The organism is Arhodomonas sp. KWT2 (genome assembly GCF_041949875.1).
GTDB classification, from domain to species: domain Bacteria; phylum Pseudomonadota; class Gammaproteobacteria; order Nitrococcales; family Nitrococcaceae; genus Arhodomonas; species Arhodomonas aquaeolei.
The window spans coordinates 1-18747 of the sequence record NZ_JBHFPQ010000025.1; the positions used below are offsets into that span (position 1 = coordinate 1).

Consider the following 18747-nt stretch of genomic DNA (forward strand, 5'->3'; position numbering starts at 1 on the left):
AACATCCCGGTGCCGCTACACCGGGGCGAAAACGCCGGCTGCCATTGAGCAGCCGACCTACCGGAACGCGCCGCGGGACCGGTTCCGGCCCTGTTCGGTCGGGTAGGTTGGCTGCTCCTGGCAGCCAACATTCTGGTGCCGTTAGACCGGGGACAAACGTCGGCTGCCGGGAGCAGCCGACCTGCGCGTGGCTGGACCGTATGACACCCGGGCGCGACGCCGGCCGGGCTACCGCCGGCCGGTCTGGGCGTTGCCTTCGCCGCCTTCCGGCAGGGTGATGTTGAGCTCGAGGACGTCGCAGTTGCCCTCGTGCTCGACCTCCATGCGAACGGCGTCGTCGCTCACCTGCACATACTTGCGGATGACCGAGAGCAGTTCCTCCTGGAGCTTGGGCAGGTAATCCGGCCCGCCGCGCCCGGAGCGCTCGCGGGCAACGATGATCTGCAGCCGCTCCTTGGCCACGGAGGCCGAGCGGCGCTTCTCGGAGCGGAAATAGTCCAGGAAGCTCATTGCCTCAACCCCCGAAAATCCGTCCGAACAGACCCTTCTTCTCCGTGAGGAAGCGGTGTTCGCGTTCCTCGCCCAGGAAGCGTGCCACCGCATCGTCGTACGCCTGGCCAGCATCGGTGCGGTCCTCGAGGATGACCGGCACGCCCGCGTTGGAGGCGTTGAGCACGGCGGTGGACTCGGGGATGACGCCGAGCAGGTCGATCGCCAGGATCTCGCGCACGTCCTCGACGCTGAGCATCTCGCCCTTGCCGACCCTGGAGGGGGCATAACGGGTGATGAGCAGGTGCTCGCCCACCGGCTCCTTGCCCTGTTCCGCACGGCGGGTCTTGCTGGCAAGCAGCCCGAGCACCCGGTCGGAGTCGCGCACCGAGGAGACCTCGGGATTGGTCACCACCAGGGCCTCGTCGGCGAAGTACATCGCGAGGTTCGCCCCGCGCTCGATGCCCGCGGGCGAGTCGCAGACGATGTAGTCGAACTGCTCCGAGAGCGTGTCCAGCACCTGCTCCACGCCCTCCTGGGTCAGGGCGTCCTTGTCCCGCGTCTGGGAGGCGGGAAGGATGTAGAGATCCTCGACGCGCTTGTCGCGGATCAGTGCCTGGTTGAGGTTCGCCTCGCCGTTGATGACGTTGACGAAGTCATAGACCACGCGGCGCTCGCAGCCCATGATCAGGTCCAGATTGCGCAGGCCGACGTCGAAGTCGACGACCACGGTCTTGTAGCCGCGACGGGCGAGCCCCGCGGCGAAGGCGGCGCTGGTGGTGGTCTTGCCGACCCCGCCCTTGCCGGATGTCACGACGAGAATCTTCGCCACGCTGAAACCTCCTGAGTCCTTGTCCGAATCGCAGGGTGTCCTGCCCGTTACTGGGCGCCCGCCAGCGGCTCGATGTGCAGTGTCTCACCCGCCAGGCGGATCTGAACACTGTGGCCGCGGCTGGCCTCGTCAATGTCCTCGCTGACCCGGTAACACCCGGCGATCGCGATGAGCTCCGCGTTGAGCTGCTGGCAGAAGATCCGCGCGTCGGCGTCGCCCTGCACACCTGCCAGGGCCCGCCCGCGCAGATTCGAGTAGACGTGGATGTTGCCGTCCGCCAGCACCTCGGCGCCCGGGCTGACCGGCGCGAGCACGACGAGATCGCCGCCACGGGCGTAGATCTGCTGGCCGGAACGCACCGGCTGGGTCACGAGCCGCGCCGTCGCCGACGCCGGCTCCGGCCGGGCGGGCGCCGGGCCGGTGTCCACCTCGCGGGTACTGCCGCCGCCGGGCTGGCGCATCACGCCGAGGCCGGCGGCCTGGGCCGTATTCTCCACCCGGGGGTCACCGGCGGTCACCGCCACCGGGGCCAGCCCGCTCTGCCAGAGGTGATGGGCGAGCTCGCTCAGCCAGATGTCGTCGATGCCGCTGGCCGCCACCGGGGTGAGATCGAGGATGACCGGCATGCCGTCGAAGAAGGCCGGGGCCTCGGCGATGCGCGCCTCCAGGTCCGCAAGGAAGTGCTCCAGATCCGCGTCCAGCAGACGCAGGATGGTCAACGTCAGCATCCGGCCCTTGAGTTCGAATGCCGGCTCGCCCGCCGCGGTACTCGCCTGTGAGGTCATGCATCTCCCCGAGAGAACGTGTGCCCGACCCCGGAACGCCATGCGCCACGCCGTCCGACGCCCCGGGCGACAGGCCCGCCGGTGCCGCGGGGCGCGGCCCGGAAACCGCCGCCGCCCGCTGACACCCCGGACCCGCGCCCGTTTCGGCGAGCCGCGGCCGCGCCATCGCGCGTGCCGGTCTCGTCCAGGGGCCGGACGGCGTGGCGCACCATGTCACGGGGACGCCTGCCGGTGTCTTATTGCCCGCCTTTATATCGTGCAGCCCCGGGGCGATCAATAGCCGCATCATCACGGCGCGACCGGCGTCGCCACAGGCCCTGCCGGCGGGACTGTCGCAGCCGCCCGACACCCGTCGACAGACGGTGGTCCAGGCCCGATGACGCACTCGGCCGCGTAACGTTTCCGGGCACGCTCACCACCGCCGCGGCACTATCGGGTGATACGGCGCTCCCCTACACTGGCCCAATGTCCGACGAGAAGAACAATCCGCCCCTGTCCCGCCGCCTCGCCCTGCTCACCCTGCTCTGGCTCACGGGACTCTACCTGCGCGTGCCCATCCTCGTGGCCCCGCCGCTTGCCCCGGTGATTGGCGACGATCTCGCGTTGAGCCAGACGGTGATCGGCGCGCTCACCACCCTGCCCGTGCTCATGCTCGCGGTCGGCGCCCTGCCCGGCGCGCTCGCCATTGCCCGGCTCGGCGCCCGACGGACCCTGGCCCTGGCACTCGTGCTGGTCGCGGCGAGCTCGGCCGCCCGCGGTCTGGCGCCGCCGCCGGCGGTGCTGCTTGCCGCCACGGCGATACTGGGGCTCGGTGTGGCGGCGATGCAGCCGGCCCTGCCGGCGCTGGTACCGCTGTGGTGCCCGGGTTTCGTCGCGCTCGGCTCCGCGGTGTACATGAACGGTATGCTCATGGGCGAGTTCGTCGGCGCCGGCCTGACGCTGCCGGTGATCATGCCGCTCACCGGCGGAAGCTGGCGGCTGACCCTGCTTACGTGGTCTCTACCGGCGCTCGCCGTCGGCGTGGCGGTCATGCTCTGCCGCAGCCGCGGCGAGGCCGGCCCGGCGGCACCGCACTGGCAACCGGACTGGCACGACGGCACAGTCTGGCGCCTGGGGGCCCTGCTCGGCGCCGCGGCCACGGTGTTCTTCGGCACCAACGCGTACATGGGCAGCATTCTCGCCGACCGCGGCGCCATGGACGCCCTGCCGGCAACGCTGTTCACGTTCAACGTCTGCCAGGTAGCGGCCTCGGTGCTGATGATGGCGATGTCCGGCCGCTGGCTCGGTCGGCGTGGCCCGCTGGTGATCACCGGCCTGGCCTGCGTCGCGGGCCTGGCCCTGTTCACCCTCACCGGCGGGCTGGCGGCACTGGCGGGGGCGCTGGTGGTGGGCTTCGCCTCGGCGGTACAGCTCATCCTGCTGGTCTCCCTGCCGCCGTGGCTGACCGACTCCAGCGGGGCCGGACGGCTGTCCGCGGGGATGTTCACCCTGGGCTACGCCGTGGCATTCACGGTACCCCTGATCGGCGGAATGATCGCGGACGCCACGGGCACGCCGCCCCTGGCGCTCGCGCCGGTGACCGCCTATGCCCTGCTCGCAGCGCCACTGGCACTCGGCCTGGACCTGCGATCGCGCGACACGCGGGGGACTGGGGCCGGGGACGAACGATGACACGCCGCCCCCCGGACACGAGACGGACGGCGGTGCGATACTTCTTGCGCGGCAGCACGACCAGTCGCGCGGATGACGGCGGAACGCCATGACCGGCGCATGGTCTGTGGGTAAGAAGAGCGGGCACCGACGGGAAGAGCATGCTGGGCAAAACGCTGTACACGATCACCTTCGAGCCGGACGGCCCGGTCGTCACCCGGGGCACGCCGCCGCCGGGCTTCCTCTCGGGCTGCCGCGACATCGCCCGCCTCTACGGCGTACAGGCCGGCCAGGTCCGCTGCGTGCGCACCGCCGCCGGCCACCGCCTGCGCTTCTCCTCGAACGTCCCCGAGCGCTGCCGCCAGCCCCTGCGCAACGTCTGGGAACCGCCGCCCACCGGCGGCGGCAACGGCGGCACCCGCGCGAGGAGCTGACTCAGTCTGGCGGCAAGGCGGCGCGAACCGCCTCGACGTAACGCAGGAGATCGCCGAGATGATTCGCCAGGATGTCCTCGACGATCGCCAGGTCGACCTCCTGGTAACCGTGCACGAGCACGTTGTGGAACCCGGCCATCGCGTACAGGGACTCGGCCAGTTCGTCACCGAGCATACCGGCCCGTCTCAGCAGATCGAACAACGCTCGATTGGTGGCCGGCTCACCCAGCCTTCTGACCGAAACAATGTGTGAGGCCGCATCCAGTGACGCCTGAATCGCGATCTGCAGGGTGTGCTCGACGAATCGGGCCTCACGCACATCGCTCCCTAGGTGCTCCGGCCGGGCCAGTTCACGGAGTTCGCGAACGCACGTTTCTATGAGCGCTAGTTTTTTCTCGATCAGGGCCGAATCCGTCATGCCACACGCCCGCGACGGTATTCCCGGATATAGGGCAGGACGTCAAAATAGGCGTTTCTCGCCGCCACCTCGAAGGCGGCACGCAACTCCGGCGCCTCATCCATGACCAGGATCCCGTCACGCAGTATCCGGTGAACGAGATCCGGCGGCGCATCGCGGATGTCGACCAGGTCGACATCCCGTTCCAGCGCCCGCTCCAGAGCCCCGCGAATACGCTGCAGTGGCCCGAGCAGCCCGGCAGGGCGTGACTGATCCGGTTGCAGCAGCACGGCAACGTCGACGTCACTGCCCTCCCGCGGACACCCGCGTGCCCGGCTGCCGAACAGATAGACGCACGCTACCGGCGCCCCCGTCCGGGCAACCGCCTCGCGTATCGTCTCTTTCATTCGGGATTCCTCGTGACCCATGGCGTTTCGCCTGCCGCGGACCCTGCACCGCAGAATACCATCACGCGATCGCGGATCAGGACACCAGCGCCTGATAGGTCAGCACGCGGAGCTGCTGACGCAGGGGATAGCTCCACGAGGGCATGAGCTGGGTGAGGAAGATCACCGCCATGTCCTCCCGCGGATCGACCCAGAAGGCCGTGCTCGCCACGCCGCCCCAGGCGAACTCCCCGGGGGAGCCCAGGATGCGGGCACGGACCGGGTCGAGGGTGACGGACACGCCCAGGCCGAAGCCGATGCCGTCGTAGCGGGTCTCGCTGAACACCGGCTGGCCCATGCTCGCCAGGTCCCCGGGGAGCTGGTTGGTGGTCATGAGCTCGACGGTCTTGCGCCCGAGAAGCCGTACGCCGTCGACCTCGCCGCCACCCAGCATCATCCGGCAGTAGCGCAGGTAGTCGGGGGCCGTGGAGATCAGCCCGCCGCCGCCGGAGTGCAGCGACACGGGGGCGCGGAAGGCGCTCGAGGCCGGCGCCTCGAGCAGCTCCAGGCCGCCGTCCGGCATCGGCATGTCGCCGCCGTCACCGGCGAGCAACCCGTCGCTGCCCGGCGGGCCGTAGAGCGCGGCGAGGCGGTCGATGTCGCGGTCCGCCACCTCGAAGCCGGTGTCGTGCATGCCGAGCGGGGCGAGCACGTGGCGCTGAAGGAAGACGTCGAAACGCTCGCCACTCAGCACCTCCACCAGCCGGCCGAGGACGTCCGTCGCCACACTGTAGTGCCAGCGCGCGCCGGGATGGTCGATCAGCGGCTGGGCGGCCACCCCCTCGACCATCTCCGCGAGACCGCCCTCGCCGCGGACGAAATCGATGCCGGCATTGCGGTACATGCCGCTCACCGGGCTGTCGCCCATGAACCAGTAGGTGAGCCCGGCGGTATGGGTGAGCAGGTGATGAATGGTGATGGGCCCGTCGGCGGGCTTGAGCCGGGGCGCCTGGGCGCTGCCGCCCACCAGGACCTGCATGTCCTCGAACTCCGGGAGGTAACGGGCCACGGGGTCGTCGAGCTGGAAGGCTCCCGCCTCGTAGAGCATCATCAGCGCCACAGTGGTGAGCGGCTTGGTCATGGAGAACACGCGGAAGAGCGTGTCCCGCTGCACCGGAGCACCCGCCTCGATGTCCCGCTGACCCTCGCACTCGAAGAACGCGACCCGCCCATGCCGGGCGATGAGCACGCTCGCCCCGGGCAGGCGCTCACGCTCGACCTGCTCGCGCATCCAGCGCCGCACCCGGCCGAGCCGTTCGCGGCTCAGCCCCACCTGCTCCGGTGCCACCGGTGTCTCCATCATGACCAACTCCCTGCGTGATCCACTGCACCCCCGGGACGCGCGGGCTTCGGTGCGCCCGAGCCACCGGCCGCGCCCGCGACGGCGGTTCCAGGTGTGCCGCACCCAATCGTGCCCATCCCCCGGCCACGACGTCCAGAGCGGGCCCATAGCCTCACCGCCCCTCGCGTGGCGACAAAGGAGATCCGAGGACGACGCGGCACGCTCGCTCCGATCAGCGACGACCACCGCACCCCCCACTACCAGCCCAACACCGGTGAGCTCCGGTAGGTCGTGCACGGCCAAAGGCCGTGTGCGACATCCACACCCGACGCCCCGGCAGCGACGTCGCACGCCTTCGGCGCACGACCTACGATTGCCGCCCGGGGCATTACCCGCTCCCGGTACGGCAACGGCGCGCGCTGTCGCGTTACACTCGGGGCCGGATGCAGGCCCTGGGGGGATCGATCATCATGCTCAAGGGATTATGGCAACGCCTGCGCGGCGGGGACGGTGACGCCCCCGTGGCGGTGGGCGGCCGTGAGGAATACAACGGCTTCGAGATCGTGGCAATGCCGCGCAAGGACGGCAGCGCCTGGCGGGTTGCCGGGGAGATCCGCCGGCCCGGCGCCGGCGACGCACGACCGTACGTGTTCGTGCGCGCCGACAGCTACGGCGAGTACGAGGCGGCGGTCTCGGTGAGCCTCGCCAAGGGCCGCCGCCTGATCGACGAGAACGGCGAGTCGCTGTTCGACCCGCCGGCTACAGGCTGATGCCCAGCCCGGCGCTACGCACGCGCTCCATCGCGTAACGGGCGATGGCGGTGTCCTGCACGCCCACACCGGTGAGGTCGCATACGGTGATGTCGTCGTCACCGGTGCGCCCACGGGCCCGGCCGTTGACCAGCGAACCCAGCTCGGTGACCGGCTCGGAGGCGGCGATCACCCCGGCGCGCTGGGCGTGGCGCAGCTCGCCGCGGGCCTCGCACTGGGCCTTGAGATCACACACGAGCACGTCCGCCGCACCGAGCACGGCCGGTGCGAGCTCGTTCTTGTGGGCGGCGTCAGAGCCCATTGCCGTGACGTGCACGCCGGGATGCAACCACTCCGCGCGGATCACGGGCTCGGTGGCCGGCGTAGTGGTGACGACGACGTCCGAGGCCTGCACCAGCGAGGCGGCGTCGCCGGCAACGCTCACGGGCACGTCCAGCTCGCTGCTCATCTGCTCGGCATAGGCCTCGGCGGCATCCATGTCCCGGCCGAAAACCAGCACCCGGCGGAAATCACGCACCAGCGCAAGGGCGCTGAGCTGCCAGCGGGCCTGGCTGCCGGTGCCCACGACACCGACCGTATCGACCGCCTCCCGGGCCAGGTACTTCGCCGCCAGGGCCCCGGCCAGGGCGGTGCGAACCGTGGTGAGGTAGCCGTCGTCGAGGAGCAGCGCCCTCGGCCGGCCGGTGTCCGCGTCCAGCAGCGCCATCAGCCCGCTGCCGCTCGGCAGGCCGCGCTCGGGATTGTCGAAAAAGCGGGTGGAGAGCTTCACCGCGAAGCTGTCCCAGCCGGAGACATAGGCGGCCTTCACATCCGCGGCACCGTTCTTCTCCGGGATCTCCAGCCCCATGATCGGGGGGATGGTGACCTCGCCCCGGCCCAGACGGGCGAAACCGTCCTCAACCACGGCGAGGGCGTCGGCGTCCACCCCGACACAGCGGGTCAGCTCGTCTCTCGTAACCACCGTCGTCATGGCGTGACTCCTCTCATGGATCCCTTCGGGGATATTACCGTTTGCCATAGCGCCGGAACGGTTTCAGGAACAGCTTCTCTCCGCCGGCCGGCCCTGTCCCGGCGGGGGGCAATGGCGCTGCCGGTCTGCTCCGGCACACAGACCGGTGGATGCGCGGGGCGATGATGCCCCGGGAAGTTCAGGATCCGGCGAGCTGCTGGTACAACGCCGCCAGCGAGGGCGACGGCGGCGCGTCCAGCTCGCGCTCGAAGCAGCGCTCGAGCTCGCGCCACGTACGCTGCACCGCCGCGGTATTGCCCTGGGCCGCCTCGCTGCGCATGGCGCCGGACCACAGCACCTCGCTCAGGGGCGCATGGACGAGGGCCGCACGGTAATGGATAGCGGCCTCGGCGGCGCTTCGCGCCTCCAGCAGCTCGCCCAGGCGCACCGCGAGGCGCTCGTAGCTGCGCTCCAGCGCCGTCTCCCAGACCTCCACCTCCATCGGGTCCACTCCCGGCAGGGTCGGGCTGCCGCTGTAGAGCGCCAGTGCGTCGGCAAGTCGGCGCTCTTCGTCACCCGCTTCCGCGGCCTCGGCCTGGAAGGCCCAGGCGTCGACCCAGACACGGTCGCCATCCAGGCGAACGCGCCCGCCCTCGCTGACCACCGCCTCGGAATCGTCGAGGATACGGTCACGCAGGCGGTGCACGGTGACGTAAAGACTGTTCAGCGCCTTCTCCCGACCGCTCTCCGGCCATAGCGCCTCGGCGAGGCGTTCCTGCGACAGGCCCCGGGGGCCGGCAAAGACCAGCCAGGCGAGTAGCGCCCGGGGCAGCGGCCGGCCGCGACCGCTCTCGCCCCGCGTCTCGCCGTCGACGATCACACGGAAACCGTCGAAGACCACGATGCGGCAACGCCACGGCCAGTGCCGGCGCAGCGCGCCGTCCGCCGGCGGCGCCAGCGAACGGGTGCGGATCAGCCAGCGCGCATAATCCGGCGCGACGTCATGTGCCAGCGCGAGGGCGCAGAGGTAGGAGAGCTCGTCGGCGCGCACCATCAGCGGGAAGAACATGCGCTGGCGTTCGCCGGCGGCGAACGCCCGACGCAGGTACGGCAGGGCCCGCTCCGGGTGCCGCGTGTACAGCGGGATACGTGCCAGCGCGAGGTACATGAACACCTCGAGGAAATCGCTGGGAAACCCCTGCGAATGCCGCCGTGCCGCGGCGGCCATACGCACCGCGGCACGCACGTCGCCGGCCTCGGCGAGCATTGCCGCGTGCAGGCCGCGGAAGCCCGAGGAGATCACCACGGACCCGTGGCGCTCGCCGACGGTGATGCTCTCGCCGGCGTGGGCGCAGGCCTCGTGCACATCCCCGCGAAGCCATGCCTGGCCGGAGAGGAAATGGGCCTGGAAGGTGTCGTAGAACGGCCGCGCCGCCTTGCAGTCGGTGCGCATGAACCAGGCCATCCAGTCCGCCAGGGCCTCCGCGTCATCGAAGCACAGGGCGGCGTGCAGCGGCGGCACGGCGCAGTCCCAGGTACCGATGCCGTACTCGCGGATCAGCGCCCGGCCCTCCTCCGCCTCGGCGAGGCAACGCTCGCGATCACCGTCGAAGAGCAGCGCGCACAGCGCCGTGAAGGTCTTCCACAGGCAGCGCGCGAGCGGCGAGGCCCGCTCGACCGCGTCCTGCTGCACGTCCATCACCGCCATGACCCGGTTCGCACCGGCGCGACGGCCGAACTGCCAGGTATTGAGGTAGAGGAGCTGGCAGGCGAGCATCACCCGCTCGTTGTCCGGCATGGGGCCGGATAGCGCACTCAGCGCCTCGCGCTCCCAGCGCTCCAGCGACGGGTCGAGCGGCCGCCCGTAGCACAGGGCGGCGACCATGCCGCGGAGCACCGTCAGCCACAGCGGCCGGGGCAGGTGCTCGCGGAAATCCGCCTCGAAGCGCAGGAACTCGTCGATCCAGTACTCGTACTTGGAGACGTGCGCCCACTCCAGCCAGATACTGTCGACGATGCCGCTCCAGGCGATCGCCATGTGGGCATAGTCCCGCGCCTCGCTCACCGCCTCCCAGGCCTCGGCGAGCAGCCCGCGGGCCATCGCCGTATCCTGCAGCAGCAGGCACATCCCCTCCCAGAGGGTGAGGATGGGATCGGCACGGCGGCGCTGCTCCGGCAGGGCCTGCAGCCATCCGAACAGGGTGTCCCCGCGGCCGCTCTGGAGCATCGCGCCGGCAACGCTCTTGACACCGTTCGCAAGCGCCTCGTCGTCGCCGGCCGCGAGGAACAGCCGCGCCGCCTCGCTCCAGTGGCCGCGCTGCCAGAGCACACGCCCCCAGCGCGCGTTGGCCTCGGCCAGCGCCGCGTCGCCGGAGCGCTGCTCACCCTCGCGGCGGAGAAAATCCCGGAACAGGTCGTGGAAGCGGCACAGGCTGCCACCGGCGCCGTCCGCTTCGGTGAAGATGAAGGCATGCTCGCGCTGCAGCCGCGCCAGCCGCTCGGCAGCGTCGGCGACACCGGTGGCCTCTGCGGCGGCATCGACCGGGAAGTACGCCGGCAGCGCACAGGCCCGCAGCAGGAGCTGGTCGTCCGGGTCCAGCGGGGCAAGGATCTCGTGGCCGAACCAGTCGGCCAGTGGCCGCCGGGCGTCGCGCTGGTCCGGCAGTGCGCCGGTACGGCGGTAGTGCTCGAGCAGCAGCATCACGCCCACGGGCCAGCCGCGGGTGGAGTCCAGCAGCTGCTCACCCACCGTCCCGCCCATGCCCTCGCTGTCCAGCAGGGTCTCGGTCTCGCACCGGTCGAAGGCGAGCATGCTCTCATCGATGACCCGCAGCTGCCCGCGCCCGCGCAGCGGCGCCCATGCCGGTGGCGGCTCGTGCCGGCTGGCGATGACGAGGCGGAGCCGCCCGTCGAGGGCTTCGGTGAGGATCGCGAGCACCGCGTGGATCGGGTGTTCGGCGTCGAGCCGGTGCAGGTCGTCGAGAAACAGCAGGGTCTGCGCGGGGAGATGCCGGACGAGCTCTTCGGCGAAGCGGCGCGTGAACACCTCCGGGCTCGCCGAGTACTCCGGGTTGAGCACCGGCAGCGCCTCCGCGGCCTCGCCCAGCACGGAAACGGCCTGCTCGCGCAGGCGGAAGAACAGTTCACCGGCGGTCAGCCCCGCGTCACCGACCGCGAGGTGCAGCAACGCCGCCCCGCGCGCCTGTGCGTAGGAAACCGCCAGCGTCGTCTTGCCATAGCCGCCCGCTGCCACAAGCCAGGGAATCCGGCCCGCCGGACAGTCGTCCAGCGCCGTAAACAGCCGAGGCCGGGCGATCGCATTGTTCATTGTTGAGTTGTCCCCCCTCAGCTTCGCGTCGCCTGCGTCATCCGTGATTTTTCAGTTTAGTGCCTGTCAGCCCGGATACGAAATGCCCTGCACCGGATACCATACGCTTTCGCGCATCGTCGTATCGATTCGCACCACCCCACCGGCGGCACACGCAGCCGCCCCGGGGCGTCGCGGTGGCGTTCGACAGCATGGCATCAGTATGCTGTCGCATCGTCCGGATAAGGAGTAACGGCAAAGTGGTCGACCAGGGGGAGAGGCAGGCGGTCTGGCGCGTGGCCATGCCGGCGCTGTTCGTCGTGCTCTGGAGCACGGGCTTCATCGGTGCCCGCCTGGGGCTGCCGCACGCGGAGCCGTTCACCTTCCTGACCACACGCATGCTCGCCGCCAGCGTGCTGCTCGCCGCCGTCGCGGTGATCACCCGCGCCCCCTGGCCGGACACGGCACGCGGCACCGGCCACATCGTGGTCGCCGGACTGCTCGTCCACGGCGGCTACCTCGGCGGTGTTTTCTGGGCCATCGGCCACGGCCTGGCCGCCGGGGTGACCGCGATCATCGTCTCGCTGCAGCCGGTACTCACCGCGGCACTCGCCGGCCTGGTGCTGGGTGAACGGGTCACCGCCCGGCAATGGGCCGGCCTGCTCCTGGGCCTGGCCGGGGTGGTGCTGGTGGTCTCCAGCCGCATTGGGGGGGCGACGGCCTCGGCGGTCAGCCTGGGCGGCGCGGTGCTGGCGCTGCTGTCGATCACCTTCGGCACGCTCTACCAGAAGCGTTTCTGCCCGGCCACGGATCTGCGCACCGGCGGGGCGATCCAGTTCGGCGCCTGCGCGGTGGCCCTGTTCATCCCGGCGCTGGCCCTGGAGACCCGCGTCATCGACTGGACCGGCGAGTTCGTCTTCGCCCTGGCATGGCTCGTGCTGGTGCTCTCCGTGGGCGCGGTGGGGCTGCTGTTCGCGCTGATCCGTCACGGCGCGGCGGCGAAGGTGGCCAGCCTGTTCTACCTGGCACCGCCGTTCACCGTGATCCTCGGCTACCTGCTCTTCGACGAGCGCCTGGCACCGCGGGCAATTGCCGGGCTCGCGGTGGTGATGGCCGGCGTGGCGCTCGTGAACACCGGTGGTCGCCGGCTCAGCCGCCGCCGAGGAGCCAGCGCGACAGAATCCCCGTGAGGTAGGCGAGCACCGCGGCACTGCCCCCTGTCGCCAGCGTGAGCAGGGCGGCGCGCAGTACGGGGCGCTCGAGCACGAGGCTCTTGACCATACCGATGGCGAAGAACGTCGCCCCGGCAATCACGGCGCTGGCGGCGAAGCGGGCGGTCTCGCCCCCTGGGAAAAGCAGCGGCACGAGGGGCAGCGCGCCCACGAGCACGAACGCGGCAAATGTCGCCGCAGCGGCCCGGCCCGGATACGGCTGGACTGCCGCGAGGCCGTGTTCCTCGGTAATCATCGTCTCCACCCAGCGGGTCCGGTCGGCACAGATAGTCTCGACGATGTCGGCCAGGGTTTCGCCACGAAACCCCTTGGCGGCAAAGATCTGGCGAACCTCTTCACGCTCCCCCTCCGGAACCCGGGCGATGTGATCGAGCTCCTCCCGCCGGGTGGCCGCCACGACCTCGCGCTGGGCACGAATGGACTCGTACCGGCTGACCGCCATGCTGAAGCCGTCCGCCACCAGGTTGGCAAACCCCAGCACCAACGCCACGAGGGGTGTGAATCCGCCACCGAGGGCGCCGCAGACGACCGCGAACGTTGTGATGCAGCCGTCTATTCCGCCGAGCACGGCGTCGGAGACGTGTTCCTGACGCCGCGCACCGGCAAGCCGCCGGGCGATCGCGTCCGGATCATGGGCACGACGCAGCACATCCGTACGATCACCGTCGCGCATGGCCCTGGCCTCCCGTGATACTGCGCACCACCACAGATAATGCCACGCGGCGGTGCCGGATCCGCCTGCCACTGGAAAACGGTGGTCGCCGCCACCACTGTCCCCCTGTCATCGGGGTGGTTCGCCCTCCACCCCACGGAACACCCATTTCGCAAAGGAACGCACACAGCCATGGCACACAAGGCGAAGCTCGCGATCATCGGCGCCGGTACGGCGGGCCTGACGGCCCTCAAGGAGGCCCGCAGGCACACCGACGACGTCATACTCATCAATGACGGCCCCTACGGCACCACCTGCGCGCGGGTCGGCTGCATGCCCTCCAAGGCCCTTCTGGCCGCGGCCCACGGCTACCATCGCCGCGGCTTCCTGGCAGAGGCGGGGATACGCGGCACGGAGGGGCTCAGCGCCGACATCCCCGCGGTGATGGAGCATGTACGCGAGCTGCGGGACCGGTTCGTCGCCGGCCCGACCCGGCTGGCACGCTCACTCGGCGAGCGCAGCCTCCGCGGCCGGCCGCGGTTCCTGGACGCCAACACCCTGGCCGTCGGCAACGAGCGCGTGGAGGCGGACGCCATCGTGATCGCCACGGGCAGCCGCCCCGTGATGCCGGCCCCCTGGCGCGATCTCGGCCACCGGGTGCTCACCACGGACGACTTCTTCGAGCAGACCGATCTCGGCCACCGCGTCGCGGTGGTGGGGCTCGGCGCCATCGGCGCGGAGCTCGGCCAGGGCCTCGGCCAGCTCGGGCTGGAGGTCCACGGCTACACCCGCTCGGTGTTCGTCGGCGGCCTCTCGGACCCAGCCGTCAACGAGGCCCTCATCGCGGGGCTGAAGCGCTCGATGTCCGTCACCACGGGCGCGGATGTCGCCCTCGAGGCGGGGGACGGGGACACCGTGCGCGTGCTTGCCAACGGCGACAGCCGCGAGGTGGACTGGGTGCTCGCCGCCCTCGGCCGCCGGCCCAACATCGACGGCCTCGGTCTGGAGGCGCTGGAGGTGCCCCTCGACGACCACGGTATGCCGCAGTTCGATCCCCTGACCCTGCGCCTCGGCGAACTGCCGGTCTACATCGCCGGCGACGTCAACGCCGCCCAGCCGCTCATGCACGAGGCCGCGGACGAGGGCCGCATCGCCGCCTATCACGCCCTCAACCCCGATGCCGGGTGCGTCGGCCGGCGCACGCCGCTGGCGATCGTGTTCAGCGAGCCCCAGGCCGCACGGGTCGGCCTCGGCTACGCCCAGCTCCCCGCCGAGCGGTTCGTCACGGGCGACGCCGACTTCTCCGGCCAGGGCCGCGCCGTGATGATGGGGCGCAACGCCGGTCGCCTGCGCGTCTACGCCGACCGCCACGACGGCCGTCTGCTCGGCGCAGAGATGGCGATCCCGGACGGCGAGCACGTCGCCCACCTCCTCGCCTGGGCGGTGGAGCAACGCCTGAGCGTGGACGATGCCCTGCAGATGCCCTTCTACCACCCGGTTATCGAGGAAGGCGTGCGCAGTGCCCTGCACGCCGCCCGGCGCAACATCGAGACCGCACGTCCGGCCCTGGAGCTGCCCCTGTGCGACACCCCGGCGGCGTGGGCGCTCGGCGGCGAGGATCCCGCCTGACGGCGGGCGGGCGCGTTGACGCCCTGCAGCGCCGTCGGCGTATCCTTGTGACCAGCCGCGCGGCGCCGTCGCGCGCCCTGAACACGTTCCCGAGGAGTGGGGAATGAAACGTCGCCTTGCACTGCTCGCCGCGCTCGTCGTCATCGCCGGCGCGGCCGGGGCCGCCTACTACTATTTCTGGCTCCGCCCGACCCCCCTTCCGGCCGGAATTGCCGCGGCCAACGGCCGCGTCGAGGCGGAACGGGTGGACATCGCCACCAAGTACGCCGGCCGGCTGGCGGCGATCACCGTGGAGGAAGGCGACTGGGTCGATGCCGGCGAGGTCGTGGCACGGCTGGATACCGAGGAGCTGGACGCCCAGATCCGCCAGGCCGAGGCCAACGTCAACCAGGCCAGGCAGCAGCTCGCCGAGGCCCGGGCCAACCGGGCCGCGAAGCAGACCGAGCTCACCCTCGCCCAGCGCGAGCTCGAACGCACGCAGACCCTCTACGAGCGCGGCCACGTCTCGGAGGACCTGCTCGACCAGCGCACCGCCGCCCGTGACAACGCCCGCGCGGCGGTCGCGGCCGCCCGCGCCGCCATCGACACCCGGCAGGGCGGCGTGGACGCCGCCCAGGCACAGCTGGAGCGTCTCCAGGCCCAGCGCCGCGACTACACCCTCAAGGCCCCGGTGGCCGGCCGCATCCAGTACCGCCTGGCACAGCCCGGCGAGGTACTGGCCTCCGGCGGGCGGGTGCTCACGCTGCTCAACCTCCAGGACGTCTACATGACGATCTTCCTGCCCACCCGCCAGGCGGGCCGCCTGCCCCTGGGGGGCGAGGCACGGATCATCCTGGACGCCGCCGAGGAATACGTGATCCCGGCGCGGGTGAGCTTCGTCGCCTCGGACGCCCAGTTCACCCCCAAGCACGTCGAGACCGACGCGCAGCGTGCCCGGCTGATGTTCCGGGTCAAGCTGCGGGTGCCGGAGGACGTGCTCACCGAGTACGCCGACCTGGTCAAGACGGGCCTGCCCGGCATGGGCTACGTGCGCCTGGGCCGCGACACGCCCTGGCCCGAGTGGCTGACGACACGGCTGCCCGAGCCGGCCCCGGAGCAGTGACCGTGGCCGGCCGGGGCGTGCCACGCGATCCCGTCGCGGACCGGCGGACGCGGCACCGACACCGCCGGGGGTACCGGCGATGAACGTCGCGAGCCTGCACGGCATCACCCACCGCTACGGCGACACCACCGCGCTGGAGGCCGTGGACCTGGACGTACCCGCGGGCGAACTGGTGGGCCTGATCGGACCGGACGGGGTGGGCAAGTCCACCCTGCTCGGCCTGCTCGCCGGCGTTCGCCGGCTGCAGGCGGGCACGCTCCATGCGCTGGACGGGGACATGGCGAGCGCGGCCCACCGCCGGGCGGTGTGCGAGCGCATCGCCTACATGCCCCAGGGGCTCGGCGGCAACCTCTACCCCACCCTGAGCGTGGCGGAGAACGTGGACTTCTTCGGCCGGCTGTTCGCCCAGCCCCCGGCGGAACGGCGCGCCCGCGCCCAACGGCTGCTGGACGCCACCGGACTGCTGCCCTTCGCCGACCGCCCGGCCGGCAAGCTCTCCGGCGGCATGAAGCAGAAGCTCGGGCTGTGCTGCGCACTCATCCACGACCCGGACCTGCTCATCCTCGATGAGCCCACCACCGGCGTCGACCCGCTCTCGCGCCGCCAGTTCTGGGCCCTGCTCGACGGTATCCGCGAACGCCGCCCGGGCATGAGCGTGGTCGTGGCAACCGCGTACATGGAGGAGGCCGAGCGTTTCGACCACCTCGTGGCCATGCACGGCGGCCGGGTCCTCGCCACGGGCACGCCGGCGGCGCTGCGCGAGCACACGGGCACGCAGGACCTGGAGTCCGCCTTCGTCGCGCTGATGCCGGACGCCGCCGACGGCGAGACCGCCGGCGTCACCGTCCCACCGCCCCCGGCGGACGACACGCCGGTGGTCATCGAGGCCGAGCACCTCACCCGCCGGTTCGGCAGCTTCACCGCCGTGGACGATGTGAGCTTCCGCATCCGCCGCGGCGAGATCTTCGGCTTCCTCGGCTCCAACGGCTGTGGCAAGACCACCACCATGAAGATGCTCACCGGGCTGCTGCCGGCGAGCGCGGGTGAGGCGCGGGTCCTGGGCGAGCCCGTGGGCACGGGGCTGCGCGCCCGCGAGCGCGTGGGCTACATGTCCCAGTCGTTCTCGCTCTACGAGGAGCTCACCGTGCGCCAGAACCTGGCGCTGCACGCGCGGCTGTTCCACCTGCCGGCCGCCGCCGTCGGCGAGCGGGTCGCGGAGAGCCTGCGCCGGTTCCGCCTGGAGAACGTCGCGGACACCCTGCCCGGCGCCCTGCCCCTGGGGGTGCGCCAGCGCCTGTCGCTGGCGGTGGCACTCATCCACGGCCCGGAGCTGCTGATCCTCGACGAGCCCACCTCCGGTGTCGACCCGGTCGCCCGCGACGCCTTCTGGCGCGAGCTCATCCGGCTCGCCCGCGAGGACGGCGTGACGATCTTCCTGTCCACCCACTTCATGAACGAGGCGGCACGGTGCGACCGCATCTCGCTGATGCACGCCGGCCGCGTGCTCGCCGTGGACACGCCGCAGCGCCTGCGCGAAACCCGCAACGCCGACGACCTCGAGACGGCATTCATCGCCTATCTCGAAGAGGCCGAACCACCGGGGGAACAGCCGGACGCCGGCGAGGCCGCCGCACCGGCCGCCAGGCGCAGCCACACGAGGCTGCCCGCCGGGCTCCGCCGGCTCGCCGCCTTCACCTGGCGCGAGGCACTGGAGCTGCGGCGCGACCCGATACGGCTGGCCTTCGCGCTGTTCGGCCCGCTGCTGCTGATGATCGCCTTCGGCTACGGCATCTCCTTCGACGTGGACAACATGCCCTTCGCCGTGCTCGACCACGATCGCTCCACCGAGAGCCGGCAACTGCTGGAGCACTTCCGGGGCTCGCGCTACTTCGAGGAGCGCGCCCCGATCGCCGACGACGCGGACATGGAGCGGCGGCTCGCCAGTGGGGAGCTGCTGGTCGCGCTGGTAATCCCGCCGGAGTACGGCCACGACCTGCTGGCCGGCAATCGCCCGGAGCTGGGCATCTGGATCGACGGGGCCATGCCGTTCCGCGCCGAGACCACCCGCGGCTACGTCAGCGGCGTACTCCAGGAGTACGTCGAGGACCTCTACCGGGCGCATCCGGAGGCCCTGGCCGCCGCCTCGCCGGCGACGACGATCACCCGGCTGCGCTACAACCAGGCCTTCGAGAGCGCCAACGCGATCACCCCCGGCGTGATCATGCTGCTGCTCATGATCGTACCCGCGATGCTCACCGCCGTGGGCGTGGTCCGGGAGAAGGAGATGGGCTCGATCACCAACGTCTACGCCACGCCGACCCGGCGGCCCGAATTCCTGATCGGCAAACAGCTGCCCTACGTTGCGGTGGCACTGATGAGCTTTGTCACCCTGGTGGCGCTGGCGCTCACACTCTTCGGTGTGCCGTTCACGGGCAGCCCGCTGGCGCTGATTCTCGGTGCCGTGCTGTACGTGTTCGCCAGCACCGGGCTGGGGCTGCTGATATCGAGCTTCGTGCGCAGCCAGGTGGCCGCGCTGTTCGCCGCGGCGATCATCACCGTGATTCCCTCGATCAACTTCTCCGGGTTCATGTCCCCGGTATCCGGGCTTGACGCGGCGCCCCACACCATCGGCGTGTCGTTCCCGGCATCCTGGTTCCAGACCATCAGCGTGGGTACCTTCGCCAAGGGCCTCGGGGCCGGCGCCATGCTCCCGGAGTATCTCGCCCTGGCGGCCTTCGCGAGCGGCTTCATGCTGGTGGCGACGGCACTGCTGCCGAAGCAGGAGCGCTGA

16 protein-coding genes are annotated in these 18747 nt (G+C 71.0%); 7 read left to right on the forward strand and 9 right to left on the reverse strand.

Going from position 1 to position 18747, the window contains the following annotated elements; all coding sequences use genetic code 11:
* Positions 1-228: 228 nt before the first annotated feature.
* Genes minE through minC form a run of 3 tightly spaced genes read right to left on the reverse strand, consistent with a single transcriptional unit; the run spans position 229 to position 2106 of the window.
* Positions 229-510, reverse strand: coding sequence for a cell division topological specificity factor MinE (gene minE / locus ACEZHJ_RS02090; RefSeq protein WP_018718440.1), 282 nt, complete (start codon positions 508-510; stop codon positions 229-231).
* Between the two features lie 4 nt (positions 511-514).
* Positions 515-1321, reverse strand: coding sequence for a septum site-determining protein MinD (minD, locus tag ACEZHJ_RS02095; protein WP_018718441.1), 807 nt, complete (start codon positions 1319-1321; stop codon positions 515-517).
* 47 nt (positions 1322-1368) lie between these two features.
* Positions 1369-2106: a septum site-determining protein MinC gene (gene minC, locus ACEZHJ_RS02100; RefSeq protein ID WP_018718442.1), complete on the reverse strand. Its 738-nt coding sequence runs from the start codon at positions 2104-2106 to the stop codon at positions 1369-1371.
* 465 nt (positions 2107-2571) lie between these two features.
* On the opposite strand from minC, the gene ACEZHJ_RS02105 reads away from it, so the two are divergent.
* Together ACEZHJ_RS02105 and ACEZHJ_RS02110 are read left to right on the forward strand one after the other, a co-directional pair.
* Positions 2572-3777, forward strand: coding sequence for a CynX/NimT family MFS transporter (locus ACEZHJ_RS02105; RefSeq protein ID WP_259199303.1), 1206 nt, complete (start codon positions 2572-2574; stop codon positions 3775-3777).
* Between the two features lie 140 nt (positions 3778-3917).
* Entirely contained in the window at positions 3918-4190 is a 273-nt protein-coding gene (locus tag ACEZHJ_RS02110) for a DUF3634 family protein (protein WP_163143269.1), read from the forward strand.
* A gap of 1 nt (position 4191) precedes the next feature.
* Here ACEZHJ_RS02110 and ACEZHJ_RS02115 read toward each other — a convergent pair whose 3' ends face one another.
* From ACEZHJ_RS02115 to ACEZHJ_RS02125, 3 genes are all read right to left on the reverse strand, one after another.
* On the reverse strand, positions 4192-4608 hold the full coding sequence (locus tag ACEZHJ_RS02115) for a DUF86 domain-containing protein (protein WP_163143266.1): 417 nt from the start codon (positions 4606-4608) through the stop codon (positions 4192-4194).
* Complete coding sequence (locus ACEZHJ_RS02120; RefSeq protein ID WP_018718446.1) at positions 4605-4994, reverse strand: nucleotidyltransferase domain-containing protein; 390 nt, start codon at positions 4992-4994, stop codon at positions 4605-4607. Before ACEZHJ_RS02120 ends, ACEZHJ_RS02115 begins: the two co-directional genes overlap by 4 nt.
* A gap of 76 nt (positions 4995-5070) precedes the next feature.
* Positions 5071-6336 (reverse strand): serine hydrolase, encoded by a 1266-nt coding sequence (locus ACEZHJ_RS02125; protein ID WP_375036195.1) that lies wholly within the window; start codon positions 6334-6336, stop codon positions 5071-5073.
* Between the two features lie 449 nt (positions 6337-6785).
* Here ACEZHJ_RS02125 and ACEZHJ_RS02130 point away from each other — a divergent pair, with 449 nt between their 5' ends.
* Positions 6786-7085: an HlyU family transcriptional regulator gene (locus ACEZHJ_RS02130; RefSeq protein ID WP_163143881.1), complete on the forward strand. Its 300-nt coding sequence runs from the start codon at positions 6786-6788 to the stop codon at positions 7083-7085.
* Here the strand turns inward: ACEZHJ_RS02130 and ACEZHJ_RS02135 are convergent.
* On the reverse strand, positions 7075-8055 hold the full coding sequence (locus tag ACEZHJ_RS02135; protein ID WP_018718449.1) for a cyclodeaminase: 981 nt from the start codon (positions 8053-8055) through the stop codon (positions 7075-7077). The two genes, ACEZHJ_RS02130 and ACEZHJ_RS02135, sit on opposite strands and share 11 nt — an antisense overlap.
* A gap of 178 nt (positions 8056-8233) precedes the next feature.
* Complete coding sequence (locus ACEZHJ_RS02140; protein ID WP_375036196.1) at positions 8234-11362, reverse strand: BTAD domain-containing putative transcriptional regulator; 3129 nt, start codon at positions 11360-11362, stop codon at positions 8234-8236.
* A 239-nt stretch (positions 11363-11601) separates the two neighbouring features.
* Here ACEZHJ_RS02140 and ACEZHJ_RS02145 point away from each other — a divergent pair, with 239 nt between their 5' ends.
* Positions 11602-12531 (forward strand): DMT family transporter, encoded by a 930-nt coding sequence (locus tag ACEZHJ_RS02145; RefSeq protein ID WP_205599900.1) that lies wholly within the window; start codon positions 11602-11604, stop codon positions 12529-12531.
* On the opposite strand, the gene ACEZHJ_RS02150 is transcribed toward ACEZHJ_RS02145, so the two are convergent.
* Complete coding sequence (locus ACEZHJ_RS02150; RefSeq protein ID WP_163142643.1) at positions 12491-13246, reverse strand: VIT1/CCC1 transporter family protein; 756 nt, start codon at positions 13244-13246, stop codon at positions 12491-12493. The genes ACEZHJ_RS02145 and ACEZHJ_RS02150 overlap by 41 nt on opposite strands.
* 171 nt (positions 13247-13417) lie before the next feature.
* On the opposite strand from ACEZHJ_RS02150, the gene ACEZHJ_RS02155 reads away from it, so the two are divergent.
* The 3 genes from ACEZHJ_RS02155 (at position 13418) to rbbA (ending at position 18747) form a co-directional block, all read left to right on the forward strand.
* Positions 13418-14854, forward strand: coding sequence for a dihydrolipoyl dehydrogenase (locus ACEZHJ_RS02155; protein ID WP_375036197.1), 1437 nt, complete (start codon positions 13418-13420; stop codon positions 14852-14854).
* A 103-nt stretch (positions 14855-14957) separates the two neighbouring features.
* The gene (locus ACEZHJ_RS02160) at positions 14958-15956 is read left to right on the forward strand and encodes an HlyD family secretion protein (RefSeq protein WP_163139081.1); all 999 of its coding nucleotides are present in this window, start codon (positions 14958-14960) and stop codon (positions 15954-15956) included.
* Between the two features lie 79 nt (positions 15957-16035).
* Positions 16036-18747: a ribosome-associated ATPase/putative transporter RbbA gene (rbbA, locus tag ACEZHJ_RS02165; protein ID WP_163139082.1), complete on the forward strand. Its 2712-nt coding sequence runs from the start codon at positions 16036-16038 to the stop codon at positions 18745-18747.

Coding starts and splice junctions, on each gene's coding strand:
- ACEZHJ_RS02115 (WP_163143266.1), bottom strand. CDS start 4,608: ATGACGGATTCGGCCCTGATCGAGAAAAAACTAGCGCTCATAGAAACG.
- ACEZHJ_RS02150 (WP_163142643.1), bottom strand. CDS start 13,246: ATGCGCGACGGTGATCGTACGGATGTGCTGCGTCGTGCCCATGATCCG.
- minC (WP_018718442.1), bottom strand. CDS start 2,106: ATGACCTCACAGGCGAGTACCGCGGCGGGCGAGCCGGCATTCGAACTC.
- ACEZHJ_RS02105 (WP_259199303.1), top strand. CDS start 2,572: ATGTCCGACGAGAAGAACAATCCGCCCCTGTCCCGCCGCCTCGCCCTG.
- ACEZHJ_RS02155 (WP_375036197.1), top strand. CDS start 13,418: ATGGCACACAAGGCGAAGCTCGCGATCATCGGCGCCGGTACGGCGGGC.
- minE (WP_018718440.1), bottom strand. CDS start 510: ATGAGCTTCCTGGACTATTTCCGCTCCGAGAAGCGCCGCTCGGCCTCC.
- ACEZHJ_RS02110 (WP_163143269.1), top strand. CDS start 3,918: ATGCTGGGCAAAACGCTGTACACGATCACCTTCGAGCCGGACGGCCCG.
- ACEZHJ_RS02130 (WP_163143881.1), top strand. CDS start 6,786: ATGCTCAAGGGATTATGGCAACGCCTGCGCGGCGGGGACGGTGACGCC.
- ACEZHJ_RS02125 (WP_375036195.1), bottom strand. CDS start 6,336: ATGATGGAGACACCGGTGGCACCGGAGCAGGTGGGGCTGAGCCGCGAA.
- ACEZHJ_RS02140 (WP_375036196.1), bottom strand. CDS start 11,362: ATGAACAATGCGATCGCCCGGCCTCGGCTGTTTACGGCGCTGGACGAC.
- ACEZHJ_RS02160 (WP_163139081.1), top strand. CDS start 14,958: ATGAAACGTCGCCTTGCACTGCTCGCCGCGCTCGTCGTCATCGCCGGC.
- rbbA (WP_163139082.1), top strand. CDS start 16,036: ATGAACGTCGCGAGCCTGCACGGCATCACCCACCGCTACGGCGACACC.
- ACEZHJ_RS02135 (WP_018718449.1), bottom strand. CDS start 8,055: ATGACGACGGTGGTTACGAGAGACGAGCTGACCCGCTGTGTCGGGGTG.
- ACEZHJ_RS02120 (WP_018718446.1), bottom strand. CDS start 4,994: ATGAAAGAGACGATACGCGAGGCGGTTGCCCGGACGGGGGCGCCGGTA.